Here is a 1,477-nt window from a genome sequence, read left to right on the forward strand (position 1 = left end):
GCAATACCCCTGGGGACCCCGCCCCCGGGCCCCCGCACCCCCCCCCGCCTATCTATATGGTGGTGGTGGTGGGGGTGGTGTGGGGGGTGGTGGTGGTGGTACGGGCGGCACGGATGAGGTGGGGGGAACTACCGGAGCTGAAAGCTCGACGGGCAGGCGGCCACCCGACTCCAAAGCAGCCTCGAGACGTTCAACCCGCCTGGTGAGGGAAGCGATGGTTGCTCCGAGACCATCACCAGCCGCTGAACCAGGCATCGGGCCACCTGTCGCACCAGATGGGGCGCCAGCGCTGGTGAGGCGCACCAAGGCAACCTCCAGATCCACCCGCGGATCCGGTGAGCGGCGCATAGCCACCAACGCGGCGCCCAAGGCCTCGAGGGCCCGGGTGATGACCGCCGGGGTGACTTCCCCGGCGAAAGCCTCAGCGCGGACCCGGTCCGCCTCAGGCAGTTGGGTGACCGGTACGCCCATCGACACAAGGAAGGCCTCCCGAAGGGCTGCCAGCAAAGCCTCGCCGGTGACTCGGGGTTCACGGCCCCGGGTGATCCCTGCAGCCAGCGCTCCAAGCGCCGCACCCGCATCGCTGCCGGCCAGAGCAGCCAACAGGGCGTCGGTGGTGCTGTCATCGTCGGTGATGCCGCCGGCCACCACCCGGTCCAGGGCCGACAACGTGTCACGAGCCGAACCCCGCCCAGCGCGTACTACGTAGGAGATTCCAGCATCGTCCACCTCGAGGCCGGCGTCAGCCACCACGTCCCGGACCAGGGCCTCCAGTTGTTCGGACGGAAGCAGATTTAGCTCCAGGTGCTGGGATCGGCTCCGAATCGTCTCAACCACCTTGTGGGGCTCGGTTGTGGCCAGGACGAAGACCACGTGGTCCGGCGGTTCCTCCAGAGTCTTGAGTAGCGCGTTCTCGGCCCCCGGAGTGAGCATGTGGACCTCATCCAACAGGTACACCTTCGTGCGGCCAGGGGTCCCGAGGGCCACCTTGGCTAAGAGGTCACGTATGTCGTCGACCTTGTTGTTGGACGCCGCATCCAGCTCGTGAAGGTCGAACGACCTCCCAGCGTCTACGGCCTCGCACGAGTCGCACCCGCAACATGGCTCACCGGCCTCGAGATGGGTGCAATTCAGCGCCTTGGCCAAGATCCGGGCCGCTGTCGTCTTTCCCGTTCCACGCGGCCCGCTGAGCAGGTAAGCGTGCAGGACTCGCTCCTCGGCCACAGCGTTTCTCAGTGCCGCCACCACGTGTTCCTGGCCTCGTATCTCGGCGAACCGACGCGGTCGGTACCGACGGTAGAGGGAGATATAGGCCACGGGCCGACCCTACAACCGGATGGTGACGGGAAGCCGGGGACGTGTCGGCGGAGGGAGTGGGATTCGAACCCACGGTGACCGTAAAGCCACACACGCGTTCCAGGCGTGCCGAATCGTCCGCTCTCGCATCCCTCCGGGAACCGGCCGGGGCCGGGATCCG

At 67.3% G+C, this 1,477-nt stretch carries 1 protein-coding gene and 1 tRNA gene; both read right to left on the minus strand.

Translation table 11 applies throughout. The features are described from left to right. Window positions 1–48: 48 nt before the first annotated feature. Window positions 49–1,317, minus strand: coding sequence for a DNA polymerase III subunit gamma/tau (gene dnaX / locus QF777_11860; GenBank protein ID MDP6912238.1), 1,269 nt, complete (start codon window positions 1,315–1,317; stop codon window positions 49–51). 48 nt (window positions 1,318–1,365) lie between these two features. After that, window positions 1,366–1,452, minus strand: a tRNA-Ser gene (locus QF777_11865). Window positions 1,453–1,477: the final 25 nt, after the last annotated feature.

The sequence above is a fragment of the Acidimicrobiales bacterium genome (assembly GCA_030747595.1).
GTDB lineage: Bacteria > Actinomycetota > Acidimicrobiia > Acidimicrobiales > MedAcidi-G1 > UBA9410.